General features: G+C 75.6%; 19 protein-coding genes. 7 read left to right on the top strand and 12 right to left on the bottom strand.

The window, feature by feature from the left end; translation table 11 throughout:
• The first annotated feature begins 114 nt into the window (after positions 1 to 114).
• Both ung and ACIGO8_RS28010 read left to right on the top strand, forming a co-directional pair.
• Positions 115 to 798, top strand: a complete 684-nt coding sequence (ung, locus tag ACIGO8_RS28015) for a uracil-DNA glycosylase (RefSeq protein ID WP_399736326.1) — start codon at positions 115 to 117, stop codon at positions 796 to 798.
• A gap of 125 nt (positions 799 to 923) precedes the next feature.
• Positions 924 to 1,367: a hypothetical protein gene (locus tag ACIGO8_RS28010; protein WP_399736434.1), complete on the top strand. Its 444-nt coding sequence runs from the start codon at positions 924 to 926 to the stop codon at positions 1,365 to 1,367.
• Here ACIGO8_RS28010 and ACIGO8_RS28005 read toward each other — a convergent pair.
• The 3 genes from ACIGO8_RS28005 to ACIGO8_RS27995 all read right to left on the bottom strand — a co-directional run bounded on the left by ACIGO8_RS28005 (position 1,355) and on the right by ACIGO8_RS27995 (position 3,223).
• On the bottom strand, positions 1,355 to 1,834 hold the full coding sequence (locus tag ACIGO8_RS28005; RefSeq protein ID WP_399736323.1) for a hypothetical protein: 480 nt from the start codon (positions 1,832 to 1,834) through the stop codon (positions 1,355 to 1,357). The two genes, ACIGO8_RS28010 and ACIGO8_RS28005, sit on opposite strands and share 13 nt — an antisense overlap.
• Before the next feature lie 194 nt (positions 1,835 to 2,028).
• Positions 2,029 to 2,565 (bottom strand): DinB family protein, encoded by a 537-nt coding sequence (locus tag ACIGO8_RS28000; RefSeq protein WP_399736321.1) that lies wholly within the window; start codon positions 2,563 to 2,565, stop codon positions 2,029 to 2,031.
• 43 nt (positions 2,566 to 2,608) lie between these two features.
• A complete protein-coding gene (locus tag ACIGO8_RS27995; RefSeq protein ID WP_399736319.1) occupies positions 2,609 to 3,223 on the bottom strand; it encodes a TetR/AcrR family transcriptional regulator in 615 nt (204 codons plus the stop codon).
• 111 nt (positions 3,224 to 3,334) lie between these two features.
• Between ACIGO8_RS27995 and ACIGO8_RS27990 the strand changes: the two genes are divergently transcribed.
• Both ACIGO8_RS27990 and ACIGO8_RS27985 read left to right on the top strand, forming a co-directional pair.
• Positions 3,335 to 4,546 (top strand): FAD-dependent oxidoreductase, encoded by a 1,212-nt coding sequence (locus ACIGO8_RS27990; RefSeq protein ID WP_399736317.1) that lies wholly within the window; start codon positions 3,335 to 3,337, stop codon positions 4,544 to 4,546.
• Positions 4,547 to 4,619: 73 nt separating this feature from the next.
• Complete coding sequence (locus ACIGO8_RS27985; protein WP_399736315.1) at positions 4,620 to 5,525, top strand: Gfo/Idh/MocA family protein; 906 nt, start codon at positions 4,620 to 4,622, stop codon at positions 5,523 to 5,525.
• A gap of 83 nt (positions 5,526 to 5,608) precedes the next feature.
• Here ACIGO8_RS27985 and lnt read toward each other — a convergent pair whose 3' ends face one another.
• Both lnt and ACIGO8_RS27975 read right to left on the bottom strand, forming a co-directional pair.
• Positions 5,609 to 7,435: an apolipoprotein N-acyltransferase gene (lnt, locus tag ACIGO8_RS27980; RefSeq protein WP_399736313.1), complete on the bottom strand. Its 1,827-nt coding sequence runs from the start codon at positions 7,433 to 7,435 to the stop codon at positions 5,609 to 5,611.
• A 64-nt stretch (positions 7,436 to 7,499) separates the two neighbouring features.
• Positions 7,500 to 7,937 (bottom strand): nuclear transport factor 2 family protein, encoded by a 438-nt coding sequence (locus tag ACIGO8_RS27975; RefSeq protein WP_399736310.1) that lies wholly within the window; start codon positions 7,935 to 7,937, stop codon positions 7,500 to 7,502.
• Positions 7,938 to 8,081: 144 nt separating this feature from the next.
• Here ACIGO8_RS27975 and ACIGO8_RS27970 point away from each other — a divergent pair, with 144 nt between their 5' ends.
• Both ACIGO8_RS27970 and ACIGO8_RS27965 read left to right on the top strand, forming a co-directional pair.
• Complete coding sequence (locus ACIGO8_RS27970) at positions 8,082 to 8,519, top strand: SRPBCC family protein (protein WP_399736307.1); 438 nt, start codon at positions 8,082 to 8,084, stop codon at positions 8,517 to 8,519.
• Positions 8,520 to 8,587: 68 nt separating this feature from the next.
• Positions 8,588 to 9,772, top strand: coding sequence for a MerR family transcriptional regulator (locus ACIGO8_RS27965; protein ID WP_399736305.1), 1,185 nt, complete (start codon positions 8,588 to 8,590; stop codon positions 9,770 to 9,772).
• 7 nt (positions 9,773 to 9,779) lie between these two features.
• Here the strand turns inward: ACIGO8_RS27965 and ACIGO8_RS27960 are convergent, their stop codons facing one another.
• The 6 genes from ACIGO8_RS27960 to ACIGO8_RS27935 form a co-directional block, all read right to left on the bottom strand.
• A complete protein-coding gene (locus ACIGO8_RS27960; RefSeq protein WP_399736302.1) occupies positions 9,780 to 10,586 on the bottom strand; it encodes a DUF1295 domain-containing protein in 807 nt (268 codons plus the stop codon).
• Positions 10,583 to 11,983, bottom strand: coding sequence for a class I SAM-dependent methyltransferase (locus ACIGO8_RS27955; protein ID WP_399736300.1), 1,401 nt, complete (start codon positions 11,981 to 11,983; stop codon positions 10,583 to 10,585). Before ACIGO8_RS27955 ends, ACIGO8_RS27960 begins: the two co-directional genes overlap by 4 nt.
• Positions 11,980 to 12,735, bottom strand: a complete 756-nt coding sequence (locus ACIGO8_RS27950; protein ID WP_399736297.1) for a DUF1365 domain-containing protein — start codon at positions 12,733 to 12,735, stop codon at positions 11,980 to 11,982. Before ACIGO8_RS27950 ends, ACIGO8_RS27955 begins: the two co-directional genes overlap by 4 nt.
• On the bottom strand, positions 12,735 to 13,991 hold the full coding sequence (locus ACIGO8_RS27945) for an NAD(P)/FAD-dependent oxidoreductase (RefSeq protein ID WP_399736294.1): 1,257 nt from the start codon (positions 13,989 to 13,991) through the stop codon (positions 12,735 to 12,737). Before ACIGO8_RS27945 ends, ACIGO8_RS27950 begins: the two co-directional genes overlap by 1 nt.
• A gap of 98 nt (positions 13,992 to 14,089) precedes the next feature.
• Positions 14,090 to 14,752 carry a sigma-70 family RNA polymerase sigma factor gene (locus ACIGO8_RS27940; RefSeq protein ID WP_399736292.1) on the bottom strand — a complete coding sequence of 221 codons (663 nt, stop codon included), beginning with the start codon at positions 14,750 to 14,752 and terminating at the stop codon, positions 14,090 to 14,092.
• Between the two features lie 239 nt (positions 14,753 to 14,991).
• The gene (locus ACIGO8_RS27935; RefSeq protein ID WP_399736289.1) at positions 14,992 to 16,365 is read right to left on the bottom strand and encodes a cryptochrome/photolyase family protein; all 1,374 of its coding nucleotides are present in this window, start codon (positions 16,363 to 16,365) and stop codon (positions 14,992 to 14,994) included.
• 216 nt (positions 16,366 to 16,581) lie between these two features.
• On the opposite strand from ACIGO8_RS27935, the gene ACIGO8_RS27930 reads away from it, so the two are divergent.
• Positions 16,582 to 17,463, top strand: a complete 882-nt coding sequence (locus tag ACIGO8_RS27930; protein WP_399736286.1) for an oxygenase MpaB family protein — start codon at positions 16,582 to 16,584, stop codon at positions 17,461 to 17,463.
• On the opposite strand, the gene ACIGO8_RS27925 is transcribed toward ACIGO8_RS27930, so the two are convergent.
• A complete protein-coding gene (locus ACIGO8_RS27925; protein WP_399736284.1) occupies positions 17,420 to 18,340 on the bottom strand; it encodes an SDR family oxidoreductase in 921 nt (306 codons plus the stop codon). The two genes, ACIGO8_RS27930 and ACIGO8_RS27925, sit on opposite strands and share 44 nt — an antisense overlap.
• Positions 18,341 to 18,399: the final 59 nt, after the last annotated feature.

Below are 18,399 nucleotides of genomic sequence, written 5' to 3'. Positions count from 1 at the left end.
GCGCCCGCCTCGACGCCGCCGTCCGGACAGTGACCCGGGCGGCGGCGTCGTTGTCAGTGGGCACCGGTAGGTTCTCGTTCGGAGTACATAGAACGCCCACCGGAGGTTGTTGACGTGACCGACACCGACATGCTGCCCGAGTCCTGGCGCGGCGTCCTCGGCGAGGAGCTGCAGAAGCCCTACTTCAAGCAGCTCACCGAGTTCGTCGAGGAGGAGCGGGCCAAGGGGCCGGTCTACCCGCCGCGCGAGGAGGTCTTCGCCGCCCTCGCCGCCACGCCCTTCGACCGGGTGAAGGTCCTGGTCCTCGGCCAGGACCCGTACCACGGCGAGGGCCAGGGCCACGGCCTGTGCTTCTCCGTCCGGCCCGGCGTGAAGACCCCGCCGTCCCTGCGCAACATCTACAAGGAGATGCAGGCCGAGCTCGGGCACCCGATCCCGGACAACGGCTATCTGATGCCGTGGGCCGAGCAGGGCGTCCTGCTGCTCAACGCGGTGCTCACGGTGCGGGCCGGCGAGGCGAACTCGCACAAGGGCAAGGGCTGGGAGAAGTTCACCGACGCGGTGATCAAGGCCGTCGCCTCCCGTCCCGACCCGGCCGTCTTCGTGCTGTGGGGCAACTACGCGCAGAAGAAGCTGCCGCTCATCGACGAGTCCCGGCACGTGGTGGTGAAGGGTGCCCACCCCTCGCCGCTGTCGGCGAAGAAGTTCTTCGGCTCCCACCCCTTCACCCAGATCGACAAGGCCGTCGCCGCCCAGGGCCACGAGCCGATCGACTGGCGCATCCCCGACCTCGGCTGAGCCTCGCCCGGATCCGGCGCGGCGCCGGTTAGCGTCGGATCCGGCACTTCCGTACGCGGTGGGAGGGCCGGAGCGACAGCGTGGAGGCCGTAGTGACCGGGCAGCAGGTGTCGGACGACGCCGTCATGACCAGGATCGGGCAGGCGATGATGCTGCTCCACGGCGGCGACCGTGAGGAGGCCCGCAACCGCTTCGGCGCGATCTGGGAACAGCTCGGGCCGGACGGCGACCCGCTGCACCGCTGCACCCTCGCCCACTACATGGCGGACGCCCAGGACGATCCCGACACGGAGCTGGCCTGGGACCTGCGGGCCCTGACGGCCGCCGGCGAACTCGACGACGACCGGCTCGCCCGCCACGACTCGACCGCGGCCCTGCGCGCCCTGTATCCCTCGCTGCACCTCAACCTGGCCGCCGACTACGTGAAGCTGGCCCGCCCCGACGCGGCCCGCGTCCACCTGGACCGGGCCCGCACCGCCTCCGAGGTCCTGGACGACGACGGCTACGGCAACGGGGTGCGGGCCGCGATCGAGCGTCTGGAGCTACGGCTCCGGGGTCAGCGCCCGTAGGCCGGCGGACCGTAGCCGCTGCGGCAGAGCCGGGCCTGGGGACTGTCCGGGCTCCACCCTCCGTAGGACTGGCCCAGGGCGCACACCTCGGCCCGGGTGCGGGGCATCTCGGGGACGCCGGGCGGTACGGCCGGCCGTCGCCGCTGCTGTTGCTGCTTCTTCGGTACGGACGAGGGCCGCGGTTTCTCGGTGCGGTGCGGGCGCACCGGGCCGGACCGGGCGGTCTCGTGCCGCGCGACGGACGAGCGGGGCTCGGGCGTCGCGGGGCCCGGCATCGCCGCCTCCAGGGCCTCGCGGGCCGGGCCCTCAACGATCTGGGGCGCCACGTCCTGGCCGGCGGGTCCGGCCGCCGGGCCGCTGGTGACGGGCGCGGGAGCCGCGGGCGGCGCCTCGACGGCGACACAGCCCGCGAGGGCCGCCATCGCCACGCCGGCGAGCAGCGTCACTGTGGTTCTGGTTCCATGCACCCGCGCAACTCTGCTGGTCGCAGGGCCTCGAGCGCGCCCCTACTCGCGGGGAATGCCCCGCACGAGTGATCATGACGGCGCGGGCTGACCCGGACCGGCGAGGAGCACCCGGCCCGGGCCCGGGCGCCCGGCCTCGGACCCGGCCTGGGCCCGGACCGGGCCCGAGTCTGCTGAGCCCGGGCCCGGGCCCCGGCTCAGTCGCCGGTGGCGCCGTCGATGCGTTCGCGGATGAGGTCGGCGTGGCCGTTGTGGCGCGCGTACTCCTCGATCATGTGGAGGTAGATCCACCGCAGGTTGAACGTCTCGCCCGAGCGGTGCTTGCCGGCGCCCAGCTCGTCGAGCCCGCGCCCGGCGGCGGCCTCCCTGGCCCGGGCGATCTCGCCCTGCCAGGTGGCGTAGGCCTCCTCCCAGGTGTCCTCGTCGGAAACCTGGATGTCCCGGTCCCGGTTCTCCTCGGTGGAGTAGATCCACGGCGCGTCCTCGCCCGCGAGGACCCTCCGGAACCAGCCGCGCTCGACCTCGGCCATGTGCCGGACGAGGCCGAGCAGGTTGAGGTCGGACGGCGGGGCGGAGGCCGTGCGCAGCTGGGCGTCGTCGAGCCCCGCGCACTTCGTCGCCAGGGTGGCCCGGTGGTAGTCGAGCCACTCCTCCAGGGCCGCGCGCTCGCCGGTGAGGGTGCCGGGTTCGACCCGCGGGGTGCTTTCGATGCGTTCGGCAGTCATGACCGGCATCCTCGCCGAAGATCCCGTCCGCTGCCAGGGGACGGGTGTCCGGTCAGCCTCCCAGCATCCCGCGCAGCAACTCGTCGAAGCCGGTGCGCAGTTCCGCCCGGCTCGGGACGGCGGCGTGGAAGGAGCCGGCCGCGCAGGAGAACATCAGGCCCTCGCACCAGGCGATGAGGGAGAGCGCGTGCCGCCGCGGCGCCGGTGAGCCGGCGGCGCTCATCATCGCGATCAGCGGGCCGTGGAAGACGGCTCCGGAGGTGTCGAAGAAGGTGCGCAGTTCGGGGCGGCGGGTGGCCTCGAGGGCGAGTTCGTAGCGGGAGACGAGCAGCGCCCGGTGGTCCGTCAGATAGCGGTGCAGGGCCAGCGCGAGCGCGTCGGTCAGGGCCTCGGGCCCGGCGTCGGCCGCGGGCAGTTCGTGCGGGGTGAGCACCGCCGCCTCGCGCTGGACCTGGCGCCGGACGGCGGTCTCCAGGAGCGCCTGACGGGTGCGGGCGTGGTTGGAGGTGGAGCCCTGGGGGAGCCCGGCCCGTTCGTCGACGGCCCGGTGGGTGAGGCCGCGCATCCCGCGTTCCACGAGCAGGTCGAGGGCGGCGTCACCGATGCGCTCGGCGCGGCTGGGAGAGACGTCGGGGGCCGGGGCGTCGGGGGCCGGTGCTGCGGTCATGAGGACAACCTACCGAGCCGCGACTACCACCGGCACTACGGCTGTAGTACGGTCGGGGGGTCGGGCTACTACACCTGTAGTTCGGCTCTCGCGATGCCCCGAGGGGGAGCCATGGAACAGCACCGCGCCGTCGTCGTCGGAGCCGGCATCGGCGGCCTCACCGCCGCCGTCGCCCTGTCCCGGCAGGGCTGGGACGTCACCGTCCTCGAACGCGCCGCCGGCCTCGCGCCCGTCGGCGCCGGGATCGCCCTCGCGCCCAACGCCCTGCGCGCCCTGGACCGGATCGGCCTCGGCGAGCCCGTCCGCGAACTCGCCGCCTGGCAGGGCGACGGCGGCATGCGCCGCCCGGACGGCCGCTGGCTCGCCCGTACCGACGCCCAGGCCGCCGCCGCCCGCTTCGGCGGGCCCCTCGTCCTGCTCCACCGCGCCACCCTCGTCGACCTGCTCACCTCCGCCCTGCCGGACGGCGCCGTCCGCACCGCCGCACCCGCCGCACTCACGGACCCCGGCGACGCCCGCCGCCCCGCCCGGCTGATCACCCCGGACGGCGAGACCGAGGCCGAACTCCTCGTCGCCGCCGACGGCATCCGCTCCGCCGCCCGCGCCGCCCTCTTCCCCGGCCATCCCGGCCCCCGCTACTCCGGCTTCACCACCTGGCGCACCGTCATCCCCGCGCCCGAGGCGCCCTTCGCCCCGCACGAGACCTGGGGTCCCGCCCGCCTCTGGGGCAGCCAGCCCCTCAAGGACGGCCGGGTCTACGCGTACGCCATGGCCGCCGCGCCCGCCGGAGCCCGCGCCCCGCACGGCGAGAAGGCCGAGCTCCTGCGTCTGTTCGGCGACTGGCACCACCCGGTGCCCGCGATCCTCGACGCCGCCGAGGAGACCACGATCCTGCGCCACGACGTCCACCACCTGATCGACCCGCTGCCCGCCTTCCACGTCGGCCGCACCGCCCTCCTCGGCGACGCCGCCCACGCCATGCAGCCCACCCTCGGCCAGGGCGGCAACCAGGCCATCGAGGACGCGATCGTCCTCGCCCACCACGCCGGCGGCCCCGCCGGCCCCGGCGGCTCCGGCGGCCCGGCCGTGCCGGCCGCGCTCGCCGCCTACACGGCCGACCGGCTGCCGCGCACCACGGCCCTCGTCCGCAAGGCCGCCCGCACCGGCCGCCTCGCCCTGCTCTCCGCCCGCCCCGCGGTCGCCCTGCGGGACGCCGCCGTCACCGCCGTCTCCCGCTTCGGCCCCGGCCTCGTCCTGCGCGGCTTCGACGGCATCGCCGACTGGAGGCCGCCGGTCGACGACGGTGCGCCCCGCGTAAGCTGACCGGCGCGAACGCCCGTACGGCGCCCAGTGCCACGCGGGCACCACGAGCGCACCACGAGCACAGGAGGAGACCGTGAAGGTCGGCTGCATCGGACTCGGCGACATCGCGCGCAAGGCGTACCTGCCCGTGCTGTCCACCCTTCCCGGAGTCGAACTCCACCTGCAGACCCGCACGCCCGCCACCCTCGAGCTGGTCGGCGACAGCCTCCACCTGTCCGCCCGCCAGCGGCACCACGACCTCGACTCGCTGCTCTCCGCCGGGCTCGACGCCGCCTTCGTGCACGCACCGACCTCCGCACACGCCGAGATCACCACCCGGCTCCTGGAGGCCGGCGTGCCCACGTACGTCGACAAGCCGCTCGCGTACGAGTACGCCGACTCCGAGCGTCTCGTGGAACTCGCCGAGCGGCGCGGCGTCGGCCTCACCGTCGGCTTCAACCGGCGGCTGGCCCCCGGCTACGCCCAGTGCCTGGACCACCCGCGCGAACTGATCCTCCTGCAGAAGAACCGGATCGGACTTCCGGAGGACCCGCGCACCCTCGTCCTCGACGACTTCATCCACGTCGTCGACACCCTGCGCTTCCTGCTCCCCGGCGAGGTCGAGCACACCGACGTACGGGCCAGGATCCGCGACGGCCTGATGCACCACGTGGTGCTCCAGCTGTCCGGCGACGGCTTCACCGCGATCGGCATGATGAACCGTCTGAACGGCTCCACCGAGGAGATCCTGGAGGTCTCCGGTCAGGACACCAAGCGCCAGGTCGTCAACCTCGCCGACGTCATCGACCACAAGGGCCAGCCGAGCATCCGCCGGCGTGGCGACTGGGTGCCGGTGGCCCGCCAGCGCGGCATCGAGCAGGCGGTCCTGGCCTTCCTCCAGGCCGTACGCGAAGGACGGGAGCTCAGCGCCCGGGACGCGCTGCTGACCCACGAGCTGTGCGAGCGCGTGGTGCGCGAGGCCCTCGCCCAGGCCTCCTGAACCGCGGGCCGGCGGCCCGCGGGCTTCCGAACCGCCGGCTTCCGAACTGCGGGCTCAGAGCCGCGGGCGTCCGAACCGCGGGCTCAGGGCCGCGGGCTGCGCGGGCCTTCGAACCGCTGCCCGCCGAACCGGCCCGCCCCGGCCGCCGCCGCCGTCAGCGCGACCACGGCGACCGCCCCGTACACCGGCCAGTCGCCGACGCCGGCGTACACCGTCGTGCCGTGCGACAGCGGCAGCTCGTAGACGGCGGCGGCGCCGCTGCCCGTGCCGATCACCGGTCCGACCCGCCGCCCGTCGGGCGCGTAGGCGGCGCTGATCCCGGTCAGCGTCGCGTGCACCATCGGCCGCCCGGTCTCCGCCGCCCGCAGCGCGCCGAGCGAGGCGTGCTGCGCCGGCGCCCAGCTGTCCTGGAAGGTCGACGTCGAGGACTGGGCGACGAGGACGTCGGCCCCGCCGCGCACCAGCGCGCGGCTCATGTCCGGAAAGGCCGTCTCGAAACAGACGAGCGGCCCGATCCGCGGCCGGGCGAGGTCCGCGAGTGCGGCGCCGGGCCCGTCCCGGCGGGCGGCTGCGTCCCGGCGGGCCGCCTCGGACGGCGCCGCGTCGCGGCCCGCCGCAGCGGCGACCGGGCCGTCGGACAGGGACATCACCACCGGCGCCGTGCCCCGCCGGCGGTCCTCGCCCGCCGCCTTGCCGACCGAGGTCGCCCAGCCGAGCACGGCCCGCGCCGGCACGTACTCACCGAACGGGACGAGCCGCATCTTGTCGTAGCGCTCGCCCGTCGGGCCCTGGCGGCCGACGAGGATCGCGCTCTTGTAGATGCCGGCCCGGTCCGAGCGGCGGGCGTCCACGTTCACCAGGACCGGGGCGTCGACGGCCCGGGCGAGCACGGTCAGCCGGGCCGCCAGGTCGGGCCGGGCGCCCAGGTCCGCGCCCACGCTGCTCTCGCCCCACACCACCAGGTCGAGCCGCTGCCCCACGAGCGTGCGGGTCAGTTCCTCCGCGCGGGCGAACCGCCGGTCCGCGCCGCCCGGCCCGTCGAGCACGCCGGGCTGGACCACCGCGATCCGTACCGTGCCCGAGGCGTCCGCCGGACCCGCGCCCCACCAGGCCAGGCCCGCGACCACCGCGCCACCGGTCAGGCCCGCGACGGCGGTACGGCGCGCCGGCGGAACCGCGAGCAGCAGCGCGACGGCCGTGTTCACCGCCACCACCAGCAGGCTCACCAGCCAGACCCCGCCGACCGACGCAAGCCGCAGCGCGGGCGGCACCTGCCACTGGCTCGCCCCGAGCAGGCCCCACGGGCCGCCCAGGCCCTGCCAGGAGCGGACGAGTTCGACGAGCAGCCAGCCCGAGGGCACGACCAGCAGCGCGGCGGCCGCCCGGCGCGCGGACGGCGTGCCGCCGAGCAGCGACCACACCAGCCGGCCCCACGGCAGCCACAGCAGACCGAGCAGCGCGGCCAGGACCAGCAGGAAGACGTGCAGGCTCGGCAGCAGCCAGTGGTGCACGGCCAGCATGAAGCCGGCGCCGCCGAGCCAGCCGTCCAGGCCGGCCCGGCGCGCGTCCGGCGCCGTGCGGATCAGCAGCAGCCAGGGAACGAGCGAGAGGTACGCCCACCACCACAGTCCGGGAGCGGGGAACGCGAGCGCGGGCAGGGCGCCGAGGACGACGGCGAGGAGGGAACGGCCGAGGCGTTCGGCGCGTCCGGGGCGTGCGCGGCGTGCGTCGTACGAGGCCGGCGCCCGGTCGCGTACGACGGCGGGAGCCCCGACAGCGGATCCACCGGACCCTGACCCGGACCCCGGCTCGCCGGACGCGCCGGATCCGGGCGCGGGCTCGGCGGCGTCGGGCGGCTCGGTGTCGGGGGCCGCCGCCGCGGCCGTACGACGGGCGAACGGGATCCGCATGCCGCGCCTCCAGGTCTCGCCTCCAGTGTGCGCGCGCACGGCCCCGCGGGCGTGCCCACGACACTCACATCCGACGCCACTTCTCCTCGACCACCACCGAGCGCAGCCGCCACCCGCCGTCCGTCCGCCGCATGGCGAACGCGTACCGCCCGCCGCACACGAAGTCCTCGCCCGACGCGAAGCGCATCGGGTTCACGTAGTCGGCGCGCACGGTCGCGGCGTCGCCCGGATAGCCGCCCAGGTCCTCGATGCGGACCCGACGGTTGACGATGAGGTGCTGGCGTACGGGAAAGAGCCGCATGGTCTCGGCGAGCCAGTCGGCGACCGCGGCGGCCGGGCCCTCGATGCCGCCCGAGCCGCGGTAGTCGGCGCGCCCGTCCGGGGTGAACAGCGCCCGGTAACCGGGCCAGTCGGCGTCGTCCACGGCCACGGCGTAACCCGTGACCAGGTCGTCGACGGCGAGCCGGTCCATCACGGTCGCGAGATCCACGCGCTGCGTCATCGCCTCAGTGTCGGGCAGCGCGGCCGCGGGGCCAAGAGCCGTGCAGCGGCGGGTCCGGGTGCATCCGCCGCGGCCCTCCGGCCGGAAGCAAAGGAACCGGGGACGGTTCGCGGACCCGGTGGAACGCAGGAGGAGGACCGTACGGTGATCAGTGTGGAGCGCGTCATGGTGGTACGCCGTCCGCTGGCCGAGTTCGTGGCCTATCTGGAGGACTTCGCGCGCGCCGAGGAGTGGGATCCGGGCACCGTGCGCTGCGTACGGCTCGACGACGGGCCGGTGCGGCCGGGCGCCGTGTGGCGCAACACGTCACGGTTCCGGGGCCGTGAGACCGAGCTCGAGTACCAGCTCGCCGTGCGCGAGCCCGCGCGGCTGGTGTTCGTCGGCGAGAACCGGACGGTGTACGCGACCGACGATCTCCGCTTCACCGACGAGGGAACGGCCACCCGGCTCACCTACCGGGCGTCGCTGGCGTTCAAGGGCTTCGCCCGCCTGGCCGAGCCCTTCCTGCGCGCCGAGTTCGAGCGGCTGGGCGACGCGGTGGCCGCCCGGCTGCCGCGCGCCGCCGAGGCACACCACGCGTGATCCGCCGGGTCGGGCACCGGCTTCCTTTCGCATCGTTTTCGCATCGTCCGGTCTCGTAGGGTGGTGACATGTCCGACACGGATCACGGGATCACGACCGGCGCCGTCGCCCGGCGTCTGGGCGTCTCCCCGACCACGGTCCGTTCCTGGGACCAGCGGTACGGCATCGGCCCGGCCGTACGCGCCGACGGACGCCACCGGCGATGGACCTCGGCGGACATCGCGATGCTCGACGAGATGTGCCGCCTCACGGCCTCGGGCGTCCCGCCCGCCGAGGCCGCCAGGGCCGCCCGTCAGGCGCGGCGGTCGGCGGCAGCGACGGCTCCCGCGGCCGGTCCCGCAGCCCCCGCGGTCTCGTCCGACGACGCTCGGGCCGAAACCGAAACCGGAACCGGAACAGAAACCGAAACCGGAACCGACACCGAGACCGGAACCGACACCGAGACCGAAAGCGACACCGACACCGCGCCGGCCACGTCTGAGACCGCGCCGGCCGCTGCCGAAACCGCGCCGGACGCGCTCGCGCCGCCGACGGCCCCGGCCGCCCGCAAGACCCGCCGGGCCGGACCCGGCGGCCTCCTGCCGCTGGGCGACGTACGGCAGGAGGCCCGCGGGCTGGCCCGCGCCGCCGTGCGCCTGGACGGACCCGCCATGGAAGGGCTGCTCCAGGAGGTGCTGGCCGAGCACGGCCTGGTCACCGCCTGGCAGGAGATCATGGTCCCGACCCTGCACGCCGTGGGCCGTACCTGGGAGTCCTCCGGCGACCGCTACGTCGAGGTGGAGCACCTGCTCTCCTGGCACGTCTCCACGGCGCTGCGCCGGGCCGCCGTGACCGGCCCGGCGGCGGCTTCCGCGGCCGCTCCGGTCGTGCTGGCGTGCGTCCCGGGTGAGCAGCACACGCTGCCGCTCGAGGCACTCGCGGCGGGACTGGCCGAGCGGGGCCTGCCGACCAGGATGTTCGGCGCGGCGGTGCCGGCGGAGGCCCTCGACGCGGCGGTGCGCCGGTCGGGGCCGGCCGCCGTCGCGCTCTGGTCGCAGGCGAGGTCCACCGCGAACCACGCTCTCGCCCGGCACGTCGCGGGAACGGCGTTCGGGGTGCGCGGAGCCCGCACGGCCCCGCTGGTCCTGCTCGCGGGCCCCGGCTGGCTCGGCCGGCCGCCGGCCTCCGGCACGGTGCGTCCCACCGGGCTGCGGGAGGCGCTCGACGTCATCTCCCGGCTGTACGGGCGGCCGGCCGGAGCCGCGGGGGAGTGACGCGGCCTCAGGCCGTCCGGCGGGGCGGCCGGGGGACGAAGCCGCTGGTGCGCGCCTGGTAGGCCGCGTAACCGGGACGGCCGGCCATGTGGGCCTCCAGGAGCCGCTTGCCGCTGCCCCAGACGAGGAGCCCGGTCATCACGAGCGGCGACACGAGCGTGAGCAGGGCGGTCTGCCAGGTGGCACAGGCCGTCAGATAGAGGCCCCACCAGACGAGGAAGTCGCCGAAGTAGTTGGGATGGCGCGTCCAGCTCCACAGCCCCCGGTCCATGACGCGGCCCCGGTTCGCCGGATCCGCCTTGAACCGGGCGAGCTGATGGTCTCCCACCGCCTCGAAGGCGAGGCCCGCCGCCCACACGGCGAGGCCCAGCCACACGGTCGCGTCCGGCGGACCGGGCAGCAGTACGGCGACCTGGACGGGGAGCGAGACGAGCCACACCAGGGCCCCCTGGAGGAGGTAGATCTTCCGCAGCGCGTACAGCGTGGGGTTGCCGCGGGCGCGGGCGAGCATCCGGGCGTAGCGCGGGTCCTCCCCGTGGCCTCGTCCGCGGCGCGCGATGTGGGTCGCGAGCCGCAGTCCCCAGACCACGGTGGCCAGCGTGACGGCGGCCCGGCGCAGGTCGTCGCCGTGGCCGGCGGAGAGGCAGCAGGCCACGACGGCCACGGCCGCGAAGGCGGCTCCCCAGGCGACGTCCACGATCCGGTGCAGCCCCTTGACGGTGCCGGTCACGAAGGCGGCCAGCATGACGGCGAACGCGGTGGCCGCCGAGGCCGCAAGGACGAGGCCGAGGGTGCCGGCGTCGACGGCGCTCACGTCGCCTCCCCGCTCTGTCCGGTCTGCCCGGCGTGGGCGGCGGTCGGGGCGGGGACCGTGGGCTCGCGGTGGTCGTCGGCGGTCAGCAGGAGTTGGCGGACGTCGAGGTAGTGGGAGCGGAAGCCGGCCTCGGACCAGGCGAGGTAGAACTCCCACATCCGCCGGAAGACGTGGTCGAAGCCCAGCGCGTCGACGGCGGCCTCCCGGGCGAGGAAGCGGGTGCGCCACTGGCGGAGGGTCTCGGCGTAGTGGTCGCCGTAGCCGGTGTCGTCACGGATGCGCAGGCCCGCGGCGGCGCTCTCGCGGGCGAGGGCGTCGGGCGAGGGGATCAGGCCGCCGGGGAAGACGTACTTGCTGATCCAGGTGTGCGTGCGGGCGGTGGCGAGCATCCGCTCGTGCGGCATGGTGATGGCCTGGAGGGCGACGCGGCCGCCGGGCGCGAGCAGGCGGCGCAACGCGGTGAAGTAGTCGGGCCAGAACTCGGCGCCGACGGCCTCGATCATCTCGACGCTCACCACGGCGTCGTAACGGCCGCGCACGTCACGGTAGTCGAGGAGCTCGACGGAGACGCGGTCGGCCAGGCCGGCCTGCGCCACGCGCCGGCGTGCGAGGACGAGCTGCTCCTCGGAGAGGGTGACGGTGCGGACGCGGGCGCCCCGGGCGGCGGCGCGGATCGCGAGTTCGCCCCAGCCGGTGCCGATCTCCAGGAGCGCGGTGCCCGGCCCGGTCCCGGCCAGGTCGAGGAGCCGGTCGATCTTGCGGTGCTGGGCCGCGGTGAAGCGTGCGTCGGGAAGGAGCACGGGCTCCGCCGGGAGCGGATCGAAGATCGCCGACGAGTAGCTGAGGCCGGGATCGAGGAAGAGGGCGAACAGCTCGTTGGAGAGGTCGTAATGGCGGTGGATGTTCTCGCGCGCCCCGTCGGGAGTGTTGCGGTCGGCCCGGGGCCTGCGCCGGACCCACAGGCCCCGGAACCGGTGCAGCGGCGCGGGGACGAGTTCGTCGACGTGCCGCGCGAGGACGGTCAGGACCGCGACGAGGTCGTCGGCGTCCCATTCGCCGGCCATGTACGACTCGCCGAAGCCGATGAGCCCGTCGGCGCCGATCCGGCGGTGGAAGGCGTCCGGGTCGTGGAGCGTGAGGGTCGGTACGGCGTCGTCGGCGCCGGACCGGCCGGGTGCGGGGACGGCGCCCGCGCCGGACCGTATCCGCAGCGGCAGCCGGCCGAGGGCACGCTCCACGAGGCGACGGGCGACGGCGGTGCGCAGGGCGGAGGCGCGCGGCGGGCGGGCGACGTCGGGCCAGCGGTCCGGGTCCGCGGCAGGACGGCCGGGAAGGGGGCCGGGAAGCCGGCCGGGACGGGCGGCGGACGGCGCGCCGGGAGGAGGAGGGAGAGTCACGACGTGCCTTCCTGGGCGGGGGAGTGACGGGGCGGCCGGGGCCGGACGCGGAGCCCCTTGAGGTAGAGGTGGATGCCGTGGCGGCGGATGCCGAGGGAGACGGCGGCGGTGGACCAGGGACGGCGGAGGGCGGCGGCGAGCAGGGCGCCCGGTCCGGCGGGGCTGCGGGTGCCGCGGACCGTGGCCGTCAGGGGCCGGGTCCCGTCCGGGAGGCGGACCTGGACGGTCAGGTCGAGGCGCTCGCCCGGGAGCGGCAGCCGCATCCGGTAGGTGCCCGCGACGTCGAGGAACGGCGAGACGTAGAACTCCTTCGCGGTCTCGACCCGGCCTCGCGCGTCGGGGCGCAGCAGATAGCAGTGGCGTCCGCCGTAGGTGTTGTGCACCTCGGCGACCACGCACACGAGCCGCCCGCGACGGTCGTGGCACCAGTACAGGGTGAGCGGGTTGAAGACGTGACCGAGGACGCGTGCGTGAGCGAGCATCAGCACCCGCCCGTCCGCGTTCCGTACGCCGTGCGCCGCCAGGTGCGCGTCGAGGCCGGCCCGCAGCGAGGGAGCGGTCCCGTCGAAGTGGTCGCGCGGGTCGAAGCGGGCGAGCGGCCGCAGCGGCCGCGGCAGGACGGGCAGGTCGTCGAGGTCGACCAGCCACAGATAGGTGCGGTGGCGCAGCGCGTGGCGGACGGGCGTGACGCGGGTGTGGGCGATCTCGGTGGCGTACAGGGCGGGAACGGGCGGCGGGGCCAGGCCGGTCATCACCACGTCACCCCCAGGTGGCGGGCGGCGTCGACGCCGGAGCGGCAGCCGTCCTCGTGGAATCCCCAGCCGTGGTAGGCGCCGGCGTAGGCGGTGACGGAACTGCGGAGGGCGGGCAGGAGACGCTGGGCGGCCACGGACCGCGGCGTGTAGACGGGGTGTTCGTACGTCATGCGGGCCAGGACGGTCGACTCGTCGACGCGGTCGCCGGCATTGAGGGTGACGATGTGGGGCTCGTGGGCGGCGAGCCGCTGGAGCCGGTTCATGTCGTAGCTGACCTGGACCGTTCCCGGGCGGGCGGTGCAGGACGGCAGCCGGTAGTTCCACGAGGCCCGCGCGTGCGGCGAGCGCGGCAGCAGGCTGGTGTCGCGGTGCAGGACCGTGTCGTTGCGGGAGTAGGTGAAGGCGCCGAGGACACGCCGCTCCTCCTCGGTGGGGTCGGCCAGGAGCCGCAGGGCCTGGTCGGGATGGACCGCGATCACCACGGCGGCGTGCTCGGCCGACTCGCCGTCGGCGGTGACGACGGTCGCCCGCCCGGCGCCCCGCACCACGGCGCGCACGGGCGTCGTGGTCCGCACCGAGGAGAGGCTCTTCGCGAGGCGTTCGACATAGGTCGCCGAGCCGCCGACGACGGTCTTCCACTGCGGAGAGCCGGTCACCGACAGCAGCCCGTGGTGGTCGAGGAAGCGGAACAGATATCCGGCCGGGTAGTGGAGCGCGGTGTCCGGGGCGCAGGACCAGACGGCGGAGACGAGCGGGACGGCGAAGTGGCTCACGAAGTGGGCCGGGAAGCGGTGGGCGCGCAGGAAGTCGCCGAAGGTCGCGTCCGTGTCGCCGGCGGACAGCAGGCGGCGCGCCGCGCGGTGGAAGCGCGGGACGTCGGCGAGCGTACGCAGGTGCCGGCCGCGCAGGGCGTTGCCGCCGCCGAGGAGGCCGCGGATCCCGCGCGCTCCGGCGTATTCGAGGCCGCAGCCGTCGCAGCGGACGGACATGCTCATCTCCGCGTCCTGGGTGGCCACGCCGAGTTCGCGGAAGAGCCGCAGGAGGTGGGGATAGGTGCGCTCGTTGTGGACGATGAAGCCGGTGTCCACGCGGAGCGTCCCGCCTCCGGCGGCCGGCAGCCCATGGGTGTGGGCGTGGCCTCCGAGCCGGCCTTCGGCCTCGTACAGCACCACGTCGTGCGCGCGGTTCAGGAGGTGTGCGGCGGTGAGTCCCGCCACTCCGGCCCCCACCACGGCGATACCGCGTCCGTTCATCGTTCCCACCCGTCGTGTGACGGCCGCCGCCGGGCGAGGTGGCGGCCGGTGTTCCGTCGTCGGTCGGCCGGGGCGCTCGGGCCGCCGGCCGGGTCGGATCACGCGCCGGTCGCGGCGCGGTCCAGGCTGTGGCGCATCCGCTGGAGGCCGCGGCGGGCGTGGCTCTTGACCGTGCCGAGCGGCATGCCGGTGCGGTCGGCGATCTGCGTCTGGGTCAGGTCGGCGAAGTAGGCGAGTTCCAGGACGTCGCGCTGGACGCGGGGCAGCCGGGCCAGCTCCTCGGTGACGACGAGCCGGTCGAGGATCTGCTCGGGGCCTTCGTGGGAGCCGCCGGTGTGCTCCAGGGAGGCGCCGAGGGCCGCGGTGAGCTCGGTGCGCCGGGTGCGGGCGGTCAGCGAGTCGGCGATCTTCCGGCGGGTGATGCCGGTCAGCCACGCCGGCAGGGTTCCCCGGTCGGGACGGAAGTTCGCGCGGCCGCGCCAGGCGGCGGCGAACACCTGCTGGGTGACGTCCTCCGCCTCGCGGGCGTCGCCCAGGGCGCGGGCCGAGAGCGTGTGCACGAGCCGTCCCCAGCGGTGGTACGCCGCGTCCAGACAGCGCTCGTCGCCCTGGACCAGCCCTCGGGCGATGCGGTCGTCGTCGGCCGCCGCGTCGCGCGGCGCGCCGTGGGCGTGGGCGCCGCGGTGGACGGGTGGGGCCGCGGGGGCGGCGAGGTGGGCCTCGGGGGCGGCGAGGTGGCCGGTCATCCGGTGCGCGGTCATGACGGTTCCTCCTCCGGGCGGTGGCGCGGTGTCCACCGGGGACGTGCCCGGCTGACCACCGGGGACGTGCCGGGCGTGCGACCGCCGGTCTCGGAGCGGCGGTACGGCGGAACCTCGGCGATTCCGTGTCCTCACGTTCCGGCGGAAGCCACCTCCGCCTCAACTCGCATCGTTTGCGCATCGATATCGAGCCCGGAGTGCATCGGTTTCCCGGGCCGTGCGCGGCGGCACGGCTCCGTTCAGGAGGTGCCCCGGCCCCGGCGGAAGCGCTCCAGCCCCTCCGAGAGCTCGACCACCGGGTCCGGGTAGTCGTACGCGGCCCGGTCGAGGCCGGTGAGCCGCCACGGCTCGTGGACGGCCGGCCCGTCGAGGCCGGCGAGCTCCGGCACCCAGCGCCGGACGTAGGCGCCGTCCGGGTCGTACCGCTTGCCCTGGAGCACGGGATTGAGGACACGGTTGGGGCGGCTGTCCGTCCCCGTCCCGGCCACCCACTGCCAGTTCAGCTGGTTGTTCGCCACGTCGCCGTCCACCAGCAGGTCCAGGAAGTGGCGGGCGCCCTCCCGCCAGTCGACGTACAGCGTCTTGGCGAGGAAGGAGGCGGTGAGCAGCCGGCCGCGGTTGTGCATCCAGCCCTCGTGGGCGAGCTGCCGCATCGCCGCGTCCACGACCGGATAGCCGGTCCGCCCCTCGCGCCACGCCGCGAGGTCGGCCTCGGCCTCGGCGCCCCGGCGCCAGCGGTCGTGCCGGGGACGGTAGTCCTCGCCCGCCGCCCGGGGCCGGGCGGCGAGCACCTGACGGTGGAAGTCGCGCCAGCACAACTGGCGCACGAAGGCGTCCGCTCCGGCGCCACCGCGCTTCCTGGCCCGGGTCACGGCCTCCACGGCGGAGACGGCCCCGAAGTGAAGGTACGGCGAGAGGCGCGACGTGGCGTCGCCCGCCAGGTCGTCGTGGCGCTGCTCGTACGCGTCGCCGTGCGCCGCCAGCCAGGAGGCGAGCCGCTCGCGCCCCTCGCGCTCCCCTCCGACGGCGAGACCCGGCGACACGTCCGCGATCCCGGAGCGCCGCGGCAGCCGCTCCGAGCGCACGCCCGTCGGCACGCGCACCACCTTGGGGGCGGCCATCGGTGTGCGCAGCGGCACGCCGGCCCAGCGCCGGTGGTACGGCGTGAACACCGCGAAGTGGTCCGAGCCCTGCGGGGTGACCTCACCGGGCGGTACGACGTCCACCACCCCGTCGTGCACGTACAGCCGGCAGCCGTCCTCCTCCAGCACCGTGCGCAGCTGCTCCTCCCGCGCCCGCGCGAAGGCCGTCACACCGCCCGACACGTGGACCTCGTCGGCCTCGGTCTGCCGCACCACCGCCCTCACCTCCGCGACCGTGTCGCCCTCGCGCACCACGAGCCGGCCGCCCCGCTCCCCGAGCGCACGGTCGAGGTCCACGAGGCAGTCCGCGAGGAAGGCCAGCCGGTTGGGTGCCGCGAAGCCCGCCCGGTCCACGGCCGGATCCCGCACGAACAGCGGCACCACCTCCTGCGCCCCTTGGAGCGCGGCCCTCAGCGGCGGATGGTCGTGCACCCGGAGGTCGGAGGTGTACAGAACGACGGCGACGGTCATCGCGTCCTCCCTGCTCGGCCGCCGGCCGCGAGCGCGCCGCCGGCGTACTGGTCTCACATTCCTACCTCCGCGTTTCCCCGTCGCCCCGCCCGCCGGATGCGCGCGCGGCGGCCGCTTTCGCCGGGCCGGAGGCCACGGCGGCCCCGCACCGAGGACGGGCCGGCGGCGGCATGGCCGCGGGGCCCGGAGGGTAGGTGCGTCGAGGAGGCGGTCCCCGTGTCCCTCGTACTGATCGACAGGCTGCGCGGAAGGGCGGGGGAGGCACTGCTGCTGCGGGTGGCAGGCCCCACGGCCCATCGCAAGCGCGACCGGATCCACGGCACGCCCGGCCCCCGCTGGTTCGCTCCGGACCGGCCGGTCCGGGTGGTGCACGCGGACGCCTCGATGTACGTCGGAGGGCTCGCGGCGCTCCTCCTGCAGTCCCTCCACCCGGTCGCCATGGCCGCCGTATGGGCGCACTCGGGATTCCGCGGCGACCCGTGGGGACGCCTCCAGCGCACCAGCACCTTCCTGGCGGAGACGACGTTCGGGCCGGCCGAGGACGCGGAGCGGGCGGTCGAGCGGGTGCGCCGGGTGCACGCGCGGGTCTCCGGGACGACGCCCGGCGGGGTGCCCTACCGGGCCTCGGACCCGGCACTGCTGGCCTGGGTGCACATCGCCGAGGCCTTCTGCTTCCTGCGGGCGTACCAGGAGTACGGCCGGAGCCCGCTCACCCAGGCCCAGCGGGACGCCTACGTCGAGGACATGGCGTCGGTCGCCCGGCGGCTGGGCGTCCAGCGGCCGCCCGTGACCGAAGCCGCGCTCGACGAGGCGCTGGACCGGCGGCGCCCCGAGCTGGCGGCCACGGACGAGTCGGCCGCCACCGCCCGCTATCTGCTGGCGACGCCGCCGCTGCCGTGGCCGGCCCGTGTTCCCTACGCCCTGCTCGCGGCCGCGGCCGTGGACCTCCTGCCCTCCTGGGCGCGGGAGTTCCTCAGCCTGCCGCGGAGCGTCCGGCTGCTCCTGCCGTTCGCGCGGCGCGGCGGCCTCGCCGTCACCGCGCTGATCCGCTGGGTCATGCCCCCGCCGCCGGCCCGCCGCCGGGCCGGTGCCGGGTGACGGCGTCGAGCGACGCCTCCTCGATACGACCGCCGTGGCCGAGCAGTCCGGTCTGCTCGAACGCGTACGCCTCCATGAGGCGCGGCAGTTCACGGCGCGACAGCAGATCGACGGCGAGCGGGAAGAACGGGCGTCCGGCCTGGGCGAGCCGGAGCCACGGAGGCGCGTACACGGAGGGCGAGCGGCGCTCGATCCCCCGGCCGATCCAGTCGGCGACCCGGTCCACCGGATAGACCCGCCGCGCGGGCGCGGGCATGTGCCCGCGCAGCTCCCGCAGGACCGTGTGGCGGTCGACGTCGCGGATCATGTCGGTGTCCGTCCAGTGCAGATAGGCCACGCCCACGGCGACGCCCACGGAGGCCACTTCGGCGCGCAGGGAGCGCGCGAAGGCCTCGGCGCCGGCCTTGGAGGCGCAGTAGGCGCTCATCATGGGGGCCGCGCCGAAGGCGGCGGTCGAGGCGATCTGCAGGAAGTAGCCGCGGGTGGCCCGCAGTCCGGGCAGGAAGGACCGCGCGGTCGCGGCGCTTCCGACCAGGTTGACCTCGACGACCCGGCGCCAGGTGTCCGGATCGGAGGTCGCGAAGGGGCCGCCCTCGGCGACACCGGCGTTGGCGACGACGACCGACGGAGGGCCGAGGTGCCGGGTCACCTCGTCCGCCGCCCGGCGCAGGGCGGCGTCGTCGGTGACGTCCACCTCGACGACGTGGGTCCGGGTGCCGAGGGTCGTGGCGACCGCCTCCAGGGTGGCGGCCTCCCGCCCGAGCAGGGCCACGTCCAGCCCCCGGCCGGCCAGCCGGCGCGCCAGTCCGGCGCCCAGCCCCCGGGCGGCGCCCGTGACGACCGCGGTGCGTCCCCGCGGGTCCCATGAACGGCTCATGGCCGCAGCCTCCTTGTGTCGAGGGGTCCGCCACGGGGAGGCGACGGGCGCGTGGGCGC

Origin of the sequence: Streptomyces sp. NPDC053493, assembly GCF_044544825.1 — a bacterium.
In the GTDB taxonomy this organism is placed as follows: Bacteria; Actinomycetota; Actinomycetes; order Streptomycetales; family Streptomycetaceae; genus Streptomyces.
This window is presented reverse-complemented; position numbering and strand designations above follow the sequence as displayed.

What these genes read in the sequence shown, in the direction of transcription:
- ACIGO8_RS28010 (WP_399736434.1), top strand. Translation starts at nt 924, where the DNA reads ATGACCAGGATCGGGCAGGCGATGATGCTGCTCCACGGCGGCGACCGT.
- ACIGO8_RS28000 (WP_399736321.1), bottom strand. Translation starts at nt 2,565, where the DNA reads ATGCCGGTCATGACTGCCGAACGCATCGAAAGCACCCCGCGGGTCGAA.
- ACIGO8_RS27995 (WP_399736319.1), bottom strand. Translation starts at nt 3,223, where the DNA reads ATGACCGCAGCACCGGCCCCCGACGCCCCGGCCCCCGACGTCTCTCCC.
- ACIGO8_RS27990 (WP_399736317.1), top strand. Translation starts at nt 3,335, where the DNA reads ATGGAACAGCACCGCGCCGTCGTCGTCGGAGCCGGCATCGGCGGCCTC.
- lnt (WP_399736313.1), bottom strand. Translation starts at nt 7,435, where the DNA reads ATGCGGATCCCGTTCGCCCGTCGTACGGCCGCGGCGGCGGCCCCCGAC.
- ACIGO8_RS27975 (WP_399736310.1), bottom strand. Translation starts at nt 7,937, where the DNA reads ATGACGCAGCGCGTGGATCTCGCGACCGTGATGGACCGGCTCGCCGTC.
- ACIGO8_RS27965 (WP_399736305.1), top strand. Translation starts at nt 8,588, where the DNA reads ATGTCCGACACGGATCACGGGATCACGACCGGCGCCGTCGCCCGGCGT.
- ACIGO8_RS27950 (WP_399736297.1), bottom strand. Translation starts at nt 12,735, where the DNA reads ATGACCGGCCTGGCCCCGCCGCCCGTTCCCGCCCTGTACGCCACCGAG.
- ACIGO8_RS27945 (WP_399736294.1), bottom strand. Translation starts at nt 13,991, where the DNA reads ATGAACGGACGCGGTATCGCCGTGGTGGGGGCCGGAGTGGCGGGACTC.
- ACIGO8_RS27940 (WP_399736292.1), bottom strand. Translation starts at nt 14,752, where the DNA reads ATGACCGCGCACCGGATGACCGGCCACCTCGCCGCCCCCGAGGCCCAC.
- ACIGO8_RS27935 (WP_399736289.1), bottom strand. Translation starts at nt 16,365, where the DNA reads ATGACCGTCGCCGTCGTTCTGTACACCTCCGACCTCCGGGTGCACGAC.
- ACIGO8_RS27925 (WP_399736284.1), bottom strand. Translation starts at nt 18,340, where the DNA reads ATGAGCCGTTCATGGGACCCGCGGGGACGCACCGCGGTCGTCACGGGC.